The organism is Corynebacterium sp. HMSC056F09 (assembly GCF_001815785.1).
GTDB lineage: Bacteria > Actinomycetota > Actinomycetes > Mycobacteriales > Mycobacteriaceae > Corynebacterium > Corynebacterium hiratae.
Genome location: NZ_KV821889.1, coordinates 1 through 16571 on the forward strand (window position 1 = coordinate 1; position 16571 = coordinate 16571).

The following is a 16571-nucleotide window of genomic DNA, read 5'->3' on the forward strand; positions in this document are numbered from 1 at the left end:
GCCGTTCTCATACTCAGGAGTGTACTGGTCGGAATCACGATCGGTGGATTCAACGACGAAAGGAGCGGTACCGGTTGCGGTCGTGCCGTCCTGGTAGGTGACCTGGACCGGAACCTCGATGCTGTCCTTGTTGGCTGCATCAGCCGGGAAGGTTACGGAAACCTCACCGGTCTTCTCATCAACGGTGACGGTGTAACCCTCTGGAGCCTTGAAGGTCTCAGGCAGCGCGAACTTCGTCGGCGCCTTCTTCTCGTCCTGAGCCTTCAGCTCCTCAGCGCTAAGCTTCTCGACGTCATCGGTCGCCGTATTGTCGAAAGTCGGAGCCTTGGACTTGGTTGGTTCACCAGGCTTAGCCGGAGTCTCCTCGTAGTGTGGCTGCCAACCAACCAGAACCGTGAACGAGTCTGCTGCAATCGCCTGACCGCGCTCCTTGGTCTTCTTGTTGACTGGGTACAGGTACGCCGTGAACGTCGTAGTGGACTTAACACCCGTGGTGTCGAACTGGCACGAATCGATAATGCCGTTAGCCTTAGGGTCTTCCGGAGCACAGGTGTGAACGACCTCGCCAGTCTCCTGGTTAATCCACTCGATCTGGTACTGCAGACCGTCAACCCACTGGATCGGCAGACCCGCCGTCTTGGTATCAACCTTCGCACCCGGCTTCGCTGGGTTCTGGCGGGTATCGTACTTGAGCACATCGAAGACCACGTAGTCCGAGTAGATAACGTTGCGGTTCTCCAGCAGGTAATGCTCGCCAGCGCCGTAGACAATGCCACCAGCCCACTTGCCCTCACCGTTGAACACGTACTGGTCACGCGGCAGGAAGGAGTTGTTGTAGAACGGCGTGAACTGACCAAGCCCCTCAGTCTCCTCCGTAGAGAAGAACAGCCAGTCCCAGTTCACGTGCTTCGGAATGTTCTTGATGCCACGACCAGTAACGGACCTCTCCCAGCTACCGACGTCTGCAGCAGGCGCAACCTGGCCAAACAGGTTATAAGCATTGTGCTTCGAACCGTCAGGGAAGGTCACCTCAGCACCGTTATCACGCGCCAGGTCGGTGTAGATGAGCGCGCCGTCGTCGTAGCCACGGTCGACGTTGTTGGTTGTCCCGGTATTTCGCCCAAAGGTGCCCTTGAACTGCAGCGTGTAGTCGCCCTTGCTGTCGACAGTGGCTTCAGAGGTCTCGGCAATCCACTTGTCCTTGCCCTCTTCCGCCATCTTGCGCTTGATCCAGTTCTGCAGCGCAGTCTCGTTGCGGTTGGTCCAACCACGCCCGCGGATCTCGTCGAAGCCAAGATCCTTAGCAGCCTTCGTCTTGATCTCGTTAACTGCGTAGTCAGACAGGTAGGAACCGTAAACCTTCACGCCCGTTGCCGGCACATCGGCACCGTTCATCTTGTTCATCAGGCTCGGAGTGAACGCGCCCTGCGTATTGTACAGGTGCCAGAACAGGTTGCCCTTGATCTGGCCAGGACCATTGCCAACCACCGGGTTCTGATCAGCCTTGTCACGGTGCATCACGTCATGGCGGGTCTTCTCACCAAATGCGAAACGAACGTTGGTCACGCGGTCCGGGCCAACGAGCCAGCCCATGCCACCCGGGGTGTCGTACGTAGCCGCATTCGGACCCATGTGGCCGAAGTTGTAGCCATACAGCTGCGTGAAGTTATCCGTATCCGGGTTATCCACCCACACACGAATCTTCTCGTACTGCGGACCATTCGGGTCTGCGTCAAACTTGACGACCTCGCCCTTCGCATTGTTGAAAGGCTTCATATTGATGGTGTAGTAACCATCTTCACGCGTGGTGGTGGTGTACACCGGCGAGGTGACGCCGCCCTTTTCAGTCCACTGAGCGTAAACGCGCACGCCTGCCATCGGGATCGGCTTCCATGGATCACGGGTACCCGGGTTCACCGAAAGGTCACCATCGCGCTGGTGAATGACGTAGCCCTCGATAGATTCGTTGGTGCCTTGCTCAGCACCAGACTCGATGGCACCCTCAACCTTAATCGGCTGGTCGCTAAACTCGTACCGCTGCTCATCTACCACAGACTGGTAAACACCATCGGCATTCTTGCCTGGGTACTTGACGCCATTACCGGCGGTGTTCGACTGGCCAGCCTCAGCCGGGGTGCCAGCGACCGCGGCCACTGGGAAGTTCGGGGTTACCGAGTGGACGAAGGGGCCCACCATAGCAATAGAGAGCGCCGCGGCAGCAATAGTAGTGCCGCGACGGCGTACAGCTGTACGCTTAATTTCCTTCTTGTTCATATCAAGAAGCCCTTTCCTTAAGACTTGAAAGAACTGATCACGCTAGGGATACGTGACCGCGCAAGGGGTGATACCGGCTTACGCAACCGAGAGCAGCTCACATCTGTCACCTTGGAAGAAGGTCAGAGGTTTCCAAGGGTCTATGAACAAACTCGTCTCTAATGTTAACTCCGTGCACGAATTAAAGGAACCGTACGGAATCCTGAAAATTTCATGAATGCAAACTTTTTGCCGCTAACAACACGAAGCACATGTTTGACCTGCTCTTTTCGCCGCGATTGCGACACGCGGTTGCGATTGTTAAATAGCTCACGTCGTCACATCCGTAACATTTTCCCCAGGAATATACTCCTAACGGGGGTGTTTTATACAGCATAGTGACGGGTGGAGGTGTGGGAGGCGTCGCCAAGCAGGGTGTATTGAGCGCACAAATGTAGCCATAGAAACACAAACCGCCCCGCTTCCCTGTGCGTGGTGCGTGCAGGTGGTTGTGTGCACGATGCTGCAGGAGAAGCAGGGCGGTTGCTTTGTGACACCGCCGCCGTTAGGCGGTGCCTGAGGTTGTGCGGCTTGGACTCTTTGGCGCCTTACTGGTCTTGCATGACGTCGTGGCGCACGATGGTCTGGTCGCGGCCGGGGCCGACACCGATGTAGGAGATGCGGCAGCCGGAGAGCTCCTCTAGGCGCAGGACGTAGTCCTGAGCCTTCTGCGGGAGATCCTCAAAAGTCTTGCAGTTGGTGATGTCCTCATCCCAGGCCGGCATGGTCTCAAAGATAGGCTCAGCGTGGTGGAACTCAGACTGGGTCAGCGGCATCTCGTCGTAGCGCTTGCCGTCGACGTCGTAGGCCACGCAGATGGGAATCTCACCGATACCGGTGAGCACATCCAGCTTGGTCAGGAAGTAATCCGTGAAGCCGTTGACGCGCGTGGCGTAGCGGGCGATCACAGAGTCGTACCAGCCGCAGCGGCGCTTGCGGCCGGTGTTGACGCCAATCTCGCCGCCGGTGGTCTGCAGATACTCGCCCCACTTATCGAAAAGCTCCGTGGGGAACGGACCCGCACCGACGCGGGTGGTGTAGGCCTTGATGATGCCCAGGGAGGTAGTAATGCGCGTCGGACCAATGCCGGAGCCCACAGCAGCGCCACCGGCAGTCGGGTTCGAGGAGGTCACGAACGGGTAGGTGCCGTGGTCAACGTCCAGCATGGTGGCCTGGCCGCCTTCCATGAGGACGTGCTTGCTCTCATCCAGCGCCTGGTTCAGCTCCAGCTCGGCCTCAATAACCATCGGGCGCAGGCGCTCGCGGTAGCTCAGGAAGTACTCCACAACCTGCTCCGGCTCGATGGCCTTGCGGTTGTACATCTTCACCAGCATCTGGTTCTTAATGTCCAAGGCGGACTCGACCTTCTGGCGCAGGATGGACTCATCGAAGATGTCCTGCACGCGGATACCGATGCGGGCGACCTTGTCGGCATAAGCCGGGCCGATACCGCGGCCGGTGGTGCCGATGGCGCGCTTGCCCAGGAAGCGCTCCTGCACGCGGTCAAGCGTCTGGTGGTAGGGCGCCACGAGGTGCGCATTGGCGGAAATCTTCAGGCGCGAAGCGTTAGCGCCGCGGGCTTCGAGGCCATCAATCTCATCGAAGAGGGCCTCCAGGTTAATCACCACGCCGTTGCCCAGGACTGGGGTGGCGTTTTCAGAGAGAATACCGGCGGGAAGGAGCTTCAGCTCGTACTTCTCGCCGCCGACCACGACGGTGTGGCCGGCATTGTTACCGCCGTTGGGCTTAACTACGTAATCGACTTTGCCGCCGAGGATGTCGGTAGCCTTGCCCTTGCCTTCATCGCCCCACTGGGCGCCGACGATGACGATCGCTGCCATGTTTGATGTCACTTCCTATTTATTGAAGTCAAATACGCACCTACTTTACCCGCCGCAGCGGTGCAGCGGTGAGTTTGTGACAAGCTCGTCAGGAATTGATGCGCCGGCACCTTCGTGGAGAGGTTCGTCCCGAACCTCGTTCAAGTCCAACTACGCGATTTCGGTGTTTGAGTTGGCACCGTCGCCCTTGTCTTTCTCTTCGATGAAGATGGTGTCATTGGTGAACATCAGCCTCGAATTGTTTGGGGTGCTGATAATGATCCCATCGTCAACGACAGCGATTTGAGCTTCAATGTCATCGATGCCGATTCGGTAGAGACCGTTGCTATCGATCTTCTTGCCGTCAGTTGGGAGGTTGTCGACACCACCCTGGCTGTACCTGGTTTCACCCTCCAGCGGTAGGAGGCTCACCACATCGAATTCCATATCTTCCGGCAGGTTGGTCTTATCGCTCTTGATAACCCAGGCTCCGCCACCGCCGTGTGCGCAGTCAATGGATTTTTCATTCGCATCGATACCGCACACCAAGTTCCAACCGTCGGCGGAAATATCGAACAGCGTTTCACCGCGGAGGTCTTCTTCATCCTTGGCCAGGTCCGCGGAGTCGGTGGGCTCTGACTTTACGTCAATGAAGAATATGTCCGAGTTCACACCGTCAAAGGAGTTCTCCATCGAAGGTGCCTCAGTGCCTGGGCGCTTGTACACCTTTCCTTCGACGCCGACAATGTCTCCTTCAGTCTTGGACTCATAGGTGTAACCCTCTCCATCCTCAGTGACCTCAAATGAGGAGGACGTGATGTACAGGGCATTCTCGTCGTAGACCCTGCCGTTGACGAAGAAGACGGGAACCTTCACGGGTTCGCCATCGAACTTGCCCTCCAACACCACGTAGCTGAGGAACTTGCAGGGGTCATACTCGTCTTCGCCGATGGTGAGGTCCTCAAATTTCTCGGTGGAGCCTTTCACGTAGGCTTCCTTGTTATCAAGGACCTTGCCAAGGTCGGTGTCCTCGAGCTCCTTCTTTTCTTCGCAGTTAGGGTGCGTGCTGGAGGAGGAAGTGCTGCTCGGTGTCGACGATGTCGTCGCGCTGGCCTTCGTAGAACTAGTCACGGACGCGGCGGCGGCCTCGGTGAAGGCGGGTTCCTCGGCTTCCGTCTGTGAACCCCCGCCGAAACTGCACGAACTCACCAACAGTCCAGCGGCGGATACAAGCGCAAGGGTTGCCATACGGGTGGACACGGTGAATACCTCCAGCTATCAGACAAAGAAAAAGTTAAGTGTTAAGAAGTTGAGAGTTGCTTTGGAGTTAAGCGTTGTAATGGAGCCTACCTAGCAGATGTGACGTGCACTACTTAGTTTCTGGAAGCGCCGTTGGTTGAGCGGCGCTGGCGCTCCTTTTTCGCGAACCTCTTCTCACGCTTCTATGCTTCTTGTATGATCTGTGCGCTTGTAGACTGCGGCGGCCATCTCACTGAGGCCCATACCGATGCCCTCGCTGAGGCTCAACAGAGCGGAATCCGCGTTGAGCACTTCCGCGTCGCCTCGGTCCCCAGCCGGCAGGAGCTGAAGGCTATTGATGCGCTGGCCAGGGACATCCTTCCGGAGGACCCCACTCCATCGCTGGATAAGATTGCCGCGCAACCGGACGTGAGTCACCTCGGCGAGCCGGGCCCAGCACCCCAAAAGCAGTACTTGCGCGAGCCTTTGCGCATCGTGGTTATTGGCAGCGACGCCGCACTCAGCGCGGTGTTGACCCGCATGATGCGGGCGGATTACCTGTGGGCCGAGGTGGGGTATGTCCCCACCGGGGAGCATTCCACAGCGGCGATGAATTGGGGCCTGAAATCGAGCGGAGCGGGTCAGGAGCGCCAGGGGCCCGGCAACCAGGGAGCAGTAATGGAGGAAGCACTCTCCTTTGCCATGACCGCGCCCGTCAAGCCGGTGCCGCTCATCCGTAATGACGCGGGCCTCGCCGTGGCGGGTTCGGCAACGATTGCGGAATGGTCGAATGAGGAGATCACGGGGGAGATCATCGTCGACGATGCCGTGCTGCTGCGCGCAGATCGTGAGAAGGATGTCTTCGGGGCAAAGCTCGTACCAATGACGGATGCGCCGGGCATCGTGGCGGCGAAGGCAGTGACGAGCTTTGAGGCGGAGGCTGCACCGCGCCGTGGGCTGTTCGTCCGCCTGCGCAAGCCTGCACAGCCTGGACAACTCGACCCGGCCAGCGTCGTGCAGGGCCGGGCGGTGCAGGCAGGAGGGCCGTCGCTCAGCGTCAGCGTCGATGGAGTCCGCGCTAAGCGGCCGGTCAAGCGCGTGACGTTCTACCGCCACCTGCGGGACCTGCAGATCGTGCGGCCCTAGCCTGTATCAGCTGCCCTAGACCAGCCTTAGTTTTCCTCCCAGACCTCCGGCGGGTAGGCCGGGTGCTTGGAGGTGGGCACGAGTTGTGCCACGGCCGACTCCCGCGACATGCCACACACCATGAGAAGGTCCACGATGATGGAGCGCGTCTGGGCGAGCACGGCATAAGCGGAGAGGACTGCCTCCTCGCCGGCAACGTCCATCGAGCAGCGCGCACCCAGCTGGCGCAGGCGGTTGACGATCTCCGGAATGGCTTGCGCCTCATCCACGCGGCGCTCGCGCGCTGTTTGGTGGGTGTAGAGATCGGATAGCTCCATCGTGATTTCAGCGAGTTCGTCGATGATCTCGACCTGCTCGGGGGTGGCTTGGTCGCCGTCTTCGGCGAGTACAAGCGCCCGACGCGAAAGCACGCGGGTGCCGCGGACCACGTTGTCAACAGGCGTGAGGATGCGTTCCAAGGAGCGAACCGTGCGCTGTGAGCTCCACAGGAACGGTGACAGGCGTGCGGTTTCCGCACCGCCCTTGGTGGCGTTGAGCATGTTGTTGATGTCATCCTGCGTGCCGCGCACCGCGTCGCGTGCTTCCGTGATGGTCTCAGGATCGTTTTCTTCCAGCCCCTTGGCCACGTCGGAGAGGACCAAGGAGGTAATGCCCAGGACCTTCGAGACTTCCGAGCGCCCCGCGCGCAAGGGCGAGGAAGGAATCAGCACGATCATCGTGAGGCCAATGACCGCGCCGATAATGGCGTCAATGGCACGGGAGATGCCGCCCATTTCTTCCGGGGGAAGAATGGTGGCGATGAGGATGGCGGCAATGACGATTTGATTGCTCACCAGCTGCGAACTAGTGAAGAAAGAACCGATAATCAGGGCCAACCCGATGATGATGGTCATGTGGATGGGTCCGGTCCCGAGGGTGTCGACAAGCAGCGTGCCCACCAAGACTCCTACAACACCGCCGAGGGCCATGTCCACGGCGCGCTTGAGCCGGTCCCTGCCCGATAGTCCGAGGATGATGATGACGGCCATCGGGGCAAAGAAAGGCTGCGCATGGCCGAAGAAATCGTGCGCAACATAGAAGGCCAAACCCGCGCCTATCGTGCACTGAAGCATGAACACGAGCCGGTTGCGGATGCGTGTGAGGCGCGCCTTGAGGGACTTATCCACCAACCGCAGCTGCTCGCGGGTAGTTTTGCGAACGCGCTTGACGGTACTTGACGAACTCGACGATGACTCTTGCGCTTCCATGACTCCGGTATTTTACGCGTTCTGGCGCCGGGATTGGACGAACAAAGCCACCCCACGAGATTGAGGGGTGGCTTGTTGGGATGGCGCGACGCCGCTTAGCACCGGTGGGTGCTCAGCGCCGGCATCCGGTTGGTGTGGGTTTACTTGGAAACGGTCTTGCCCACGGAGTGCAGGTCCTGGCAGGCCTCAACCACGCGGTCAGCCATGCCCTGCTCAGCCTTCTTGAGGTAGGAGCGCGGGTCGTAGACCTTCTTGTTGCCAACCTCGCCGTCGATCTTGAAGACGCCATCGTAATTAGCGAACATGTGGCGAGCGACTGGGTTGGTGAAGGCGTACTGGGTATCGGTGTCAACGTTCATCTTGATGACGCCGTAGCGCAGTGCCTCCTCGATCTTCTCCTTCTCGGAGCCGGAGCCACCGTGGAAGACGAAGTCGAAGGGCTGGGAGCCTTCAGCCAGGCCGAGCTTCTTCACAGCAACCTTCTGGCCCTCGTCGAGGACCTCCGGGCGCAGCTTCACGTTGCCCGGCTTGTACACGCCGTGGACGTTTCCGAAGGTAGCGGCCAGCAGGTAGCGGCCCTTCTCACCGGTGCCGAGGGCATCGACGGTCTTCTCAAAGTCCTCCGGGGAGGTGTAGAGGTTAGCGCCGGCCTTAGCCTCAACGCCGTCCTCTTCGCCGCCGACAACGCCGATCTCGACCTCGAGGATGATGTTGGCGTTGTGGGCCTTCTCGAGGAGCTCCTGGGCGATCACGAGGTTCTCATCGATCGGGATAGCGGAGCCATCCCACATGTGGGACTGGAAGAGCGGAAGCTCGCCGCGGTCAACGCGCTCCTGGGAGAAGGCAATCAGCGGGCGCACGTACTCATCCAGAACTTCCTTCTGGCAGTGGTCAGTGTGCAGCGCAACGTTAATGCCGTAGTGCTGAGCAGCCTCGTGGGCGAAGGCGGCCAGTGCCTTGGCGCCGGCAACCTTGTTCTTCACGGACAGGCCGGAACCGAACTCGGCGCCGCCGGTGGAGAACTGGATGATGCCGTCGGACTCAGCCTCGGCGAAGCCGCGGAGAGCGGCGTTGATGGTTTCGGAGGAGGTGCAGTTAATTGCCGGGAATGCGAAGCCGCCCTTCTTGGCGGTATCCAGCATCTGGTTATAAACCTCAGGGGTTGCAATAGGCATGAAATTCCATCCTTTGGAGTTGCTGTGCAGTAAGCCGTGCCGTCCCACGTCCAGCGAAACAACACGTTCCAACATCCAAGTATGCCTGTTGTTGTGGTTTTCCGCCGCGAGATGTGATGTGACCTCACTTAAACACCGCTTCGCACGGGCGGAAATCCTCCGCCTAGCAGGGGAAACGCTGCTATTTCTTGGATTCTGACTTGTACTTCACAATCCGGGTGCAGGCCTCCAACAACATCCAACCGGACAACTGAACGGACAAATCGCGCTCAGCCACGCGGATAATTCCCATCTTCTGGCTCAGCGAAGAGGGCCCAAAACCGTAGTTATGGGGCAGCTTGGCGTCCGCGGTCCAGTCGGAACCGAAGATGGGCAAGCCATCCACCTCCAGGCGGTGTTCCCACACGGATTCCGCCGAGGCCGTCACGAGGCGAGCGGCCAGCTTCTTGGTTGCGCGGTTGGCCGGTGAATCGCCCGGCAGGCGCACCGCTACGTCCGCCAGGTAGCGGGCGAGGATGCCCTTGAACAGGCCGCCGTCGCCGTCGCCAGTCTGCCAATCGATGACGCCCGTGTACGTTGCCATCCCCGTGGCCACCGCTTGGACTAGGCCGCGGATGCGGGTGGTGTAGTCCATCATGTCTGCGGCGAGTTCGGCCTCGTGGACAGAGTCGATGTCCTCCACGGAGCGCAGGCCGTTCTTCTCCCGCAGAGCCAGCACGATTTCCAGGCAGGCGCCGAGCACCACGCCCTGGCAATAGGGGTGGATGGCGCGGACGACCTCGCGGCCATCCATGCGCATGCGGATGCCATCCATGACGAAGCCATCGTCATCGATGAGGTGGTCATAGATCCAGTCAACGATGTGGCGAGCTTCCTCGACCCGGCCCATGCGAGCCAGCATGATGGCGCCCGGCCCGTTGGAGGGGACGTTAAGGAAGGTCTCGCCCTCGCGCCAAGGCAGCACGCCCACCTGTGAGTCGATGCCATCGCGGATGTTGTGTTGCAGGCTGCTCAGCTTCTTGTGGGGGCGCATCTTCTTAAGCTCACCAGCGCGGGCGATGGCCAGGGCCATCCAGGCCTTGTCGTCGTAGTAGCGGTTCTTCGTCAGTGGCTGGAGATTGCGCACGTGGACGCCGCGGATGGTGTTGGCGATGAGCGTGCGGCGCGCCTTGGTGTTCTTGCGCAGAGCGGCGTCGACAAGACAGTCCAGGTAGTGTGCCTGCCACCAGTAATGCCAGTGGACGAAGAGTGATTCCTTGGTGGTGGGTGGCCAACTCACCACGGCAAGGTTGGTTCGGGGCAAGCCCCACACGGCTTGCGCGTGGCGCTCATTGATGGCTGTTTCCGCAAGGTCGGCGCGGTGGGACCATTTCTCTAACACTTTTGTCTCATCATTCTCACAATGTGAATTCGTTACCTAGATGTAAACACAGTGCGCGGGATCTCACCAAGCTTTTGATAAATCCGCATGCTGCCGAATCCATGCATGCATGGCAATGCCCGCGGCCACGCCCGCGTTGATGGAGCGAGTAGAACCAAATTGCGCGATGGAGCACGTCATCACTGCTGCTTCCTGGGCCTCCGGGCTAACCCCCGGGCCTTCCTGCCCGAAGAGGAGCAAGCAGCGCTCGGGCAGCTCCGCGGTTTCTAGGGGCACACACCCGGGGGTGTTATCAATAGCCACGACGGTCAGGTCTTGGTCGGCCGCCCAGGCCATCAGTTCGCCCACGTCTGCGTGATGCATGAGGTGTTGGTACCTGTCGGTGACCATGGCACCGCGCCGGTTCCAGCGGCGCCGGCCTACGATGTGGACGGTGTCGACGGCAAAGGCGTTGGCGGTGCGTACCACGGTGCCGATGTTGGCATCGTTCTCGAAATTCTCGATAGCGATGTGCAGGGCATGTCGGCGGGTGTCGATATCCTCCCGGATCGCCTCGCGCGTCCAGTAGCGGTAGGCGTCGACGACATTGCGGCGGTCCCCCTCCGCGAGAAGCTCAGGATCGTATTTCTCCGCTTCTGGGCCTTCGGGCAGCGGCCCTTCCCAGGGGCCGACGCCGTGGCGGCCCTCATTCCATTCGGTGGGACCTTTAGCCTCCGCCTCTTCCTCGGGCTTAGGCAAGGCCGAGGTCCTCCAGGCCCAGCAGGTAACGGTATTCCAAGCCCTCGGCGGCGATAGCTGCGCCGGCGTCGGTGTTGCGGTCCACCACGGTGGCCACGCCGACGACCTCGGCACCTGCCTTGCGCAGCGCCTTCACAGCGGTCAGTGGGGAGTTACCGGTCGTGGTGGTGTCCTCCACAACGAGCACCTTTTGCCCCTCGACGTTGAAGCCTTCGATCTGGCGCTGCATACCGTGCTTCTTGGCTTCCTTGCGGACAACGAAGGCGTCAATGTCGCGGCCATCGGCGTGCATGATGGCCAACCCGACCGGGTCCGCACCCATGGTCAGGCCACCGGCGGCGGCGTAGTCCCAGTCGGCGGTGAGCTCGCGGAGCAGCGAGCCGATGAGGCGCGAGGCTTCGTGCTGCAGGGTGGCGCGGCGCAGGTCCACGTAGTAGTCGGCCTCCTTGCCGGAGGACAGCGTGACCTTGCCGTGGACGACGGCCAGCTCCTTCACCAGCTCTGCTAGGCGTTGCTTCTTCTGCTGATCCAGGCTCATCGCTCGCTCCTTAAAGTCTGTGACTTTCTCGTCTTTAAAAATCCGCTCTGTAGTTTACCCTCTTCCCCGCGGGTGGCCGCCACATCCAGGGTTGCTGGCACACCGAGGGCTGTTGGGAGTTGCTGTTAGTCGAAGATGGACGAGCCGCCGTCGAAACGGCGCGGCAGGCGGGCCTGGTTGTCCTCCGGGGTGGGGTGTTCGCGGCCATCGGCAATCGCATCCACTTCATCCGCACCCAGGCTGGAGTGGTCAATGGTGCCGCGCGCCTCGCTGGTGCTGCGGCTCGGCATGACAACCGGTTCGGTGGGTCGCTGGATGGTGGGCGCATCGAGGGAATCATCGCGGTCCGGGACTGCAGTGGGCCCGGTAGGTTCGGGCTGCGGGGGCTGCGGGATGTCGCGGCTCGGGTCGAGTTCATCGACGCGCAGGACCTGTGTCGCCTCAGAGCGCGGCGGAAGGACGCGGGCGGCATTAGCCAGCAGGGCTAGCGGTTCCAGCAACTCCTCCCACTCCGCGCTACGGGCATGTTTGGTGGTTTGGGCAAGAACCCACTCCCCTTCCATCCACACGGCGGTCACTGCGGTGGGTAGGCGGTGTAGCGCCGCGCTGACGCGAGGATCGATGAGGCGCTGGCCCACGCCGGCATCGGAGGCGAAGACTTCAAACCCTTCCTCCTCACGCACGTACACCAGATCCTCGGACGAGTTGTCCACTGTCTCCCCTGCCCGGCGGAAATCAACCACGATATCGGAGGCCGCGCCGGTGCGCATGGCCATGACCGGGATAGTTCCCATATCGAAAAGCAGGGTCTCGTGGCCGCGGAAGTTTCCGGCCACGATGTCCCTGGGCTCCTGGCCGCGGGCGGCCGCGCCGCGGCTCCACTCATCCGCCAGGTAGGAATCATGCTTGGCGTATTCCCAGCCGCGCTGCTGGCCAAAGGCCTTGCGCTCGCGGCGGGCGCTGCCCGGCACGAAGTACTTGGCGCGCTCTGCACGCTCCGCAAAGCTGCGCGATGCAGCCTGCGGTTCAGTGAGTTCGTTCGGCTCTGCGGTGAGTTCCTCGGGTTCTTCAGGCTCCTCGGGCTCGTTGGGCTCAGCAACGGGTTCGTCGAAAGGTTCGACGTTGTGCTCGGCAACGGGTTCCGGCTCTGCGGTGAGCTCTGGTTCCGGATCAACCTCGGGCTCCGGGGTGGAGACAACCGGCTCGGCGTCGACTGCCGCGTCGTCAGCCGTATCGGCAGCGGCGTTGTCAGCGGGGTCGCCGGCGGAGAGAGCGGCGCGCTGGCGCTGGTCCAGCCAGAGCACGATGAGACCAGCCACGAGCGCGACGGCGGCGAGGGATAAGAGTACGAAAGGCATCACTGATCGACTCTAATCGCCCGGCGCGCCCGATCCGCGCTGACGCGCTGGTCACGCACAGGTTTGGGCGCGCACAACTGGGCGGCGGGTGCGGGTGCTAAACGTGCTCGCGGTCGCCGCGCTCCACTGGGTTCTTCGGGTTGGCTGACCACTGCGACCAGCCACCCACGAAGTGGCGCAGGCCGGTAAAGCCCACGTACTCCAGCACGGCGATGGTGAGTGCGGAGTGGTTGCCGGAGCCGGAGTAGATGATGGCGCCGTCCACGTTTTCCTTGGTCACGCCGTGGTCGTCGAGGATCTCCAAGATCTCCTCCTTGGATTTCCACACGGTGATGTCCTCCGTGTGGAAGAGGCGCTCCGGAAGGTTAACCGCGCCTGGGATGTGGCCAGCCTTCAAGTCGAGGTTCTCGCGGCGGCCGGCGAAGCGGTTGCGCGTGCGAACGTCGAGAAGCAGGCCCTGATGCTCCTTAACCTCATCGATGGTGACCGTGGGCATTGACCCCGTCGTCACTTTAAAGTCCGAGGGCATGCCCAAGTTGCCGGGGCCGGTGAGCGTGGGCAGTGACTGGGCGCGCCAGTTGGACAGGCCGCCATCGAGAATGCGGACGTTGCGGATGCCGGCCCAGCGCAGCGTCCACCACGCGCGGCCGGCGAAGAGGCCGCGGCCTTCGTCGTAGACCACGACCTCGCTGTTCGCGTGCAAGCCCCAGTGATCGATCCACTCCTGGACCTTCTCCGTCTGCGGGAGGGGGTTGCGGCCCACCTTGGAGCCGGGTAGACCCACGAAGGCGGAGGCGGCGTCCGCGTACTGGGCGGTCGGAATGTGCAGGGAGGAAAACTGGTTGAAGGACTCGCCTTCCCCTGGTGCCCAGAGGGAGGCAAGGATGGTCGTCTTGTCACCGCGGTAAATCTTCTCACTCAACTCGTGAGGGGAGATCAAAATGCTCATGCCCCCAGATCATAGGGGCATGAGCGGGTGCTGGCGACCGGTGAGCGCCATTGGCGCTCAACGATTGAAGCGGTTTAGGCGGTGCGGGCAGCTAGCTCGAGGTGCTCGCCACCGTCGGCGACGTCGACGTGCACGGTATCGCCGTCCACGATGTCACCGGCCAGCAGCTTCTTGGCCAGCTGGTCACCGATGGCCTGCTGGATCAGGCGGCGCAGCGGGCGGGCACCGTAGGCCGGGTCATAGCCGCGCTCGGCCAGCCACAGCTTGGCGGCGTCGGAGACCTGCAGCGTCAGGCGGCGGCCGGACAGGCGCTCGGCCAGGCCCTTGAGCTGGATGTCCACGATGCCAGAGAGCAGATCCGAGGTGAGCTGCTCGAACATCACGACGTCATCGAGGCGGTTGATGAACTCCGGCTTGAAGCTGCGCTTGACCGCCTCCATGACCTCTTCCTTGGTGCCGCCGGCACCCAGGTTCGAGGTCAGGATGATGACCGTGTTGCGGAAGTCCACGGTGCGGCCCTGGCCATCGGTCAGGCGGCCCTCATCGAGCACCTGCAGGAGGACGTCGAAGACATCCGGGTGGGCCTTCTCGACTTCGTCGAAAAGCACCAGCGTGTACGGGCGGCGACGCACCGCCTCCGTGAGCTGGCCGCCGGCGTCGTAGCCCACGTATCCGGGAGGGGCACCGACGAGGCGGGCCACGGAGTGCTTCTCACCGAACTCGGACATGTCGATGCGGACCATGGCGGATTCATCGTCAAAGAGGAAGTCCGCCAAAGCCTTCGCCAGCTCCGTCTTACCCACGCCGGTCGGGCCGAGGAAGAGGAAGGAACCGGTCGGGCGGTTGGGGTCAGCCACACCGGCACGCGCGCGACGAACGGCGTCGGACACCGCGGTGACGGCTTCCTTCTGGCCTACCACGCGCTCACCCAGCACGGACTCCATGTTGAGCAGCTTCTCGGTCTCTCCCTGCAGCATCTTGCCGGCCGGGATGCCGGTCCAGGCGGAGACAACCTCCGCGATAGTGTCCGGGGTGACTTCCTCGCTGAGCATGGTGTTGTGCTGCTGCGCGGCCTTCTCCTCGGCGGCAGCCAGGTCCTTCTCCAGCGGCGGAATCTTGCCGTAGTTGATCTCGGAGGCCAGGGCTAGGTCACCATCGCGCTCCGCAATCTCTGCCTGACGGCGCAGATCCTCCAGCTGTTCCTTGATGGTCTGCACGTCATCGATGGCCTTCTTCTCATTGGCCCAGCGGGCCTTGAGCTCACCGAGCTTTTCGCGCTCATCCGCCAGCTCCTGCTGGAGGGCGGTCAGGCGGTCCTTCGAGGCCGCGTCCGATTCCTTCTTCAGGGCCAGCTCCTCAATCTCGAGGCGGCGCACGACGCGCTCCAGCTCATCAATCTCCTGCGGGGAGGAGTCAATCTCCATGCGCAGGCGGGAGCCAGCCTCATCGACCAAGTCAATGGCCTTATCCGGCAGGAAGCGGTTGGTGATGTAGCGATGCGAGAGCTCCGCGGCAGACACCAAAGCCGAGTCCTGGATGCGCACACCGTGGTGCACCTCGTAGCGCTCCTTGAGGCCACGGAGGATACCGATGGTGTCCTCCACGGAAGGTTCAGCGGCGTAGACCTGCTGGAAGCGGCGCTCCAGGGCGGCGTCCTTCTCGATGTACTTGCGGTACTCGTCGAGGGTGGTAGCGCCAACCAGGCGGAGCTCGCCGCGGGCCAGCATGGGCTTAATCATGTTGCCGGCGTCCATCGAGCCTTCGCCCGTAGCGCCAGCGCCGACGATGGTGTGCAGCTCATCGATGAAGGTGATGATCTGCCCGTCGGAAGCCTTAATTTCATCGAGGACGGCCTTGAGGCGCTCCTCGAACTCGCCGCGGTACTTCGCGCCGGCGACCATGGAGCCAAGGTCCAGGCTCAGCAACGTCTTGCCCTTGAGGGATTCCGGTACGTCACCGGCCACGATGCGGCGGGCCAGGCCCTCCACGATGGCGGTCTTACCTACGCCGGGCTCACCGATGAGCACCGGGTTATTCTTCGTGCGGCGGCTAAGAACCTGGACCACGCGGCGGATCTCCTGATCGCGGCCAATCACCGGGTCAATCTTGCCCTCGCGGGCACGGGCGGTGAGGTCCGTGGCGTACTTCTCCAGGGCCTGGAACTGTTCCTCGGGGTTCTCCGAGGTCACCTTGGCCGCGCCGCGCACGGAAGGGAAAGCGCCCTTGAGCGCGTCATAGGTGGCCCCCCGGGAGGTCAGCAGCTCGGCGGCATCCGACTTGGAGCCCGCAATAGCGGCGAGCAGCACCTCGGTGGAGACGTACTCATCACCGAGCTCACCGGCCAGCTCTTGGGCGCGGGTGAGGACGTTGAGGGCGTCGCGGTTAAAGTTCGGGTTCGCCATGTTGGCGCCCTCGGCCTTCGGGAGGGCGTCGATAAGCTGGCGCGCCTCCTTGAGCACCGTCTCCGGATCCACACCGGTGGCCTTGAGCACCGGGGCGGCAATGCCATCCTTCTGCTCGAGGATGGCTGCTAAGAGGTGCGCCGGGCGGATGTCCGGGTTACCGTTGGCGGAAGCCGTCTGCAGTGCTTGCTGCAGGGCCTCCTGGGTTTTAGTGGTGGGGTTAAAAGAACTCATTATTGTGTTTCTCCGTTTCTACTGTTTATCC

Annotated in this window: 12 protein-coding genes; 1 reads left to right on the plus strand and 11 read right to left on the minus strand. The window is 61.7% G+C overall.

Going from position 1 to position 16571, the window contains the following annotated elements:
- From HMPREF3056_RS00975 to HMPREF3056_RS00985, 3 genes are all read right to left on the minus strand, one after another.
- A partial coding sequence (locus HMPREF3056_RS00975; protein ID WP_210401583.1) for a YPDG domain-containing protein occupies positions 1 to 2274 on the minus strand: 2274 nt, incomplete at its 3' end.
- A 587-nt stretch (positions 2275 to 2861) separates the two neighbouring features.
- Entirely contained in the window at positions 2862 to 4154 is a 1293-nt protein-coding gene (locus tag HMPREF3056_RS00980; protein WP_070682387.1) for an adenylosuccinate synthase, read from the minus strand.
- A 150-nt stretch (positions 4155 to 4304) separates the two neighbouring features.
- The gene (locus HMPREF3056_RS00985) at positions 4305 to 5393 is read right to left on the minus strand and encodes a hypothetical protein (protein WP_070753938.1); all 1089 of its coding nucleotides are present in this window, start codon (positions 5391 to 5393) and stop codon (positions 4305 to 4307) included.
- A gap of 195 nt (positions 5394 to 5588) precedes the next feature.
- On the opposite strand from HMPREF3056_RS00985, the gene HMPREF3056_RS00990 reads away from it, so the two are divergent.
- Positions 5589 to 6518 (plus strand): hypothetical protein, encoded by a 930-nt coding sequence (locus HMPREF3056_RS00990; protein ID WP_070682403.1) that lies wholly within the window; start codon positions 5589 to 5591, stop codon positions 6516 to 6518.
- Positions 6519 to 6544: 26 nt separating this feature from the next.
- Here the strand turns inward: HMPREF3056_RS00990 and HMPREF3056_RS00995 are convergent, their stop codons facing one another.
- From HMPREF3056_RS00995 to clpB, 8 genes are all read right to left on the minus strand, one after another.
- Positions 6545 to 7765, minus strand: a complete 1221-nt coding sequence (locus HMPREF3056_RS00995) for an FUSC family protein (RefSeq protein WP_070753939.1) — start codon at positions 7763 to 7765, stop codon at positions 6545 to 6547.
- A gap of 140 nt (positions 7766 to 7905) precedes the next feature.
- The gene (gene fbaA / locus HMPREF3056_RS01000; protein WP_070509842.1) at positions 7906 to 8940 is read right to left on the minus strand and encodes a class II fructose-bisphosphate aldolase; all 1035 of its coding nucleotides are present in this window, start codon (positions 8938 to 8940) and stop codon (positions 7906 to 7908) included.
- 181 nt (positions 8941 to 9121) lie between these two features.
- Positions 9122 to 10321 carry a glycoside hydrolase family 76 protein gene (locus HMPREF3056_RS01005; RefSeq protein WP_070753940.1) on the minus strand — a complete coding sequence of 400 codons (1200 nt, stop codon included), beginning with the start codon at positions 10319 to 10321 and terminating at the stop codon, positions 9122 to 9124.
- A gap of 63 nt (positions 10322 to 10384) precedes the next feature.
- Positions 10385 to 11059 carry a TrmH family RNA methyltransferase gene (locus tag HMPREF3056_RS01010; RefSeq protein ID WP_049155022.1) on the minus strand — a complete coding sequence of 225 codons (675 nt, stop codon included), beginning with the start codon at positions 11057 to 11059 and terminating at the stop codon, positions 10385 to 10387.
- A complete protein-coding gene (pyrE, locus tag HMPREF3056_RS01015; protein WP_070753941.1) occupies positions 11052 to 11597 on the minus strand; it encodes an orotate phosphoribosyltransferase in 546 nt (181 codons plus the stop codon). Before pyrE ends, HMPREF3056_RS01010 begins: the two co-directional genes overlap by 8 nt.
- Before the next feature lie 125 nt (positions 11598 to 11722).
- Positions 11723 to 12955: a type III secretion system chaperone family protein gene (locus HMPREF3056_RS01020; protein ID WP_070753942.1), complete on the minus strand. Its 1233-nt coding sequence runs from the start codon at positions 12953 to 12955 to the stop codon at positions 11723 to 11725.
- A gap of 97 nt (positions 12956 to 13052) precedes the next feature.
- Positions 13053 to 13904: a sulfurtransferase gene (locus HMPREF3056_RS01025; protein ID WP_070753943.1), complete on the minus strand. Its 852-nt coding sequence runs from the start codon at positions 13902 to 13904 to the stop codon at positions 13053 to 13055.
- Between the two features lie 74 nt (positions 13905 to 13978).
- The gene (clpB, locus tag HMPREF3056_RS01030) at positions 13979 to 16540 is read right to left on the minus strand and encodes an ATP-dependent chaperone ClpB (RefSeq protein WP_070753944.1); all 2562 of its coding nucleotides are present in this window, start codon (positions 16538 to 16540) and stop codon (positions 13979 to 13981) included.
- Positions 16541 to 16571 lie beyond the last annotated feature (31 nt).